The 1824-nt window shown below is 38.7% G+C and carries 2 protein-coding genes; both read left to right on the forward strand.

What is annotated here, in order from left to right; translation table 11 throughout:
* A partial coding sequence (locus H5072_RS18415; protein ID WP_182694385.1) for an SUMF1/EgtB/PvdO family nonheme iron enzyme occupies positions 1 to 607 on the forward strand: 607 nt, incomplete at its 5' end.
* Positions 604 to 1578: an L-histidine N(alpha)-methyltransferase gene (egtD, locus tag H5072_RS18420; RefSeq protein WP_182694386.1), complete on the forward strand. Its 975-nt coding sequence runs from the start codon at positions 604 to 606 to the stop codon at positions 1576 to 1578. The genes H5072_RS18415 and egtD, both read left to right, overlap by 4 nt.
* Positions 1579 to 1824 lie beyond the last annotated feature (246 nt).

Consider the following 1824-nt stretch of genomic DNA (forward strand, 5'->3'; position numbering starts at 1 on the left):
TGCTAAAAGATTGGTCACTAATGGTGAATATTTAGACTTTATAAATGCCGGTGGATATAGCAATCCACAATATTGGTTAAGCGACGGTTGGGCGCATATTCAAAACACTCGTTTAACGCATCCATTATATTGGCATTACATAAATAACGAATGGTTTGAGTTTACACACTATGGATTGCAGCCTTTAAATTTAAGTGCTCCCATCAGCCATGTTAGTTATTTTGAGGCCAGCGCCTACGCTAATTTTGTAAAGGCTCGCTTGCCTACAGAGTTCGAGTGGGAATATGCAGCTAAAAATACACCTTCAACAGACACTAATAATAACTATCTAACACCACAACAAACAAAAGATGATACTGAAATAAACCAGTTAACGGATTCATGTTGGCAATGGACAAACAGTGCATATTTGCCATACCCCGGTTTTAAGCCTATTGAAGGAGTAGCAGGGGAATACAATGGTAAATTTATGAATAACCAAATGGTGTTACGGGGTGGGTGTGTGTTTACCCCTCAAAACCATTTACGACAAACATACCGAAATTTTTATTACCCACATCAAGCGTGGATGTGCAGCGGGATAAGACTAGCTAAGGATATAGTATGAGCCAAGTAACAGCGATTAAACAAAGTAACATAACCGACACTGAATTTTTAAACGACGTGATAAGCGGATTAACTCAACAACAAAAAACGCTTCCGTGTAAGTATTTTTACGATGATAAAGGTGCTGCATTATTCGAGCAAATAACATCCTTACAAGAGTATTATGTTACACGTACGGAGTTGTCTATTTTAGAGCAATACTCGCAGTCGATTGCTCAAATGCTACCTGAAAATCTCTCTATTATTGAGCCTGGGTGTGGTTCGGGTAAAAAGGTCGCGTATTTATTAGCGCACATGGCAAAGGTAAAAACCTTCGTACCGTTTGAAATTTCTGAGGAGATGCTCAGTTATTCACTTGCACATTTGTCACCATTATTCCCAGATTTGGCCATTTCGCCATTACTAGGAGACTTTACACATAGCCAAATGGTTAAACAGCTAACCAAAGACACCGCTTTAGATAGTCAAACCAATTTGGTGTATTTTCCAGGCTCTACTCTTGGTAATTTTGCCCCAGTTAAAGCTATAGAAATTATGAATAATTTCCATCGTTTATGTGGTGTAAACGGTTATGTATTAATTGGGGTTGATTTAGTAAAAGAGCGCCAAGTGTTACTTGATGCATATAACGATAAAGCGGGAATCACCGCCGCATTTAATAAAAATTTACTACAACGTATTAATAACGAGCTAAACGGCACATTTAATTTAGATAACTTTAGCCACGAGTCACGCTTTAACGAGCAACATAGCCGTATTGAAATGCATTTAGTAAGTAACTGTAATCAAAGCGTGGTTATAAATGATCAGCAAATAGACTTTATTGAAGGCGAAAGTATCCATACAGAAAACTCTCATAAGTACACGCTCGAATCGTTTAAGCAGCTTGCAGCGCAAGCTAATTTAAAGTTAGAGCAAACATGGCAAGACGATAGTAACTATTTTGCATTGTGCTTATTACGACCGCTATAAACGTTTACTTAATATGTTTAGGGCGTGTTGATCTTTGATAGTTGAATTTGCAGCAATATGTTTGGTTTTTAGGCAAGGTAGAGCCTATGAAGTGTGGTTATTCCACATAAATAGGCGATAACGCAGCATAAATGCCAAACATGTGCTGCCCTTCGGGTTCTGCCTAGGGGCGATAAACTCTTTGTTGCTCGATTTTTACTTAGCCCACTAGGTTACAAACCTCGCGCCGCGATTTAATCGCCCCTA

Origin of the sequence: Pseudoalteromonas sp. SR45-5 (assembly GCF_014163565.1) — a bacterium.
GTDB lineage: Bacteria > Pseudomonadota > Gammaproteobacteria > Enterobacterales > Alteromonadaceae > Pseudoalteromonas > Pseudoalteromonas distincta.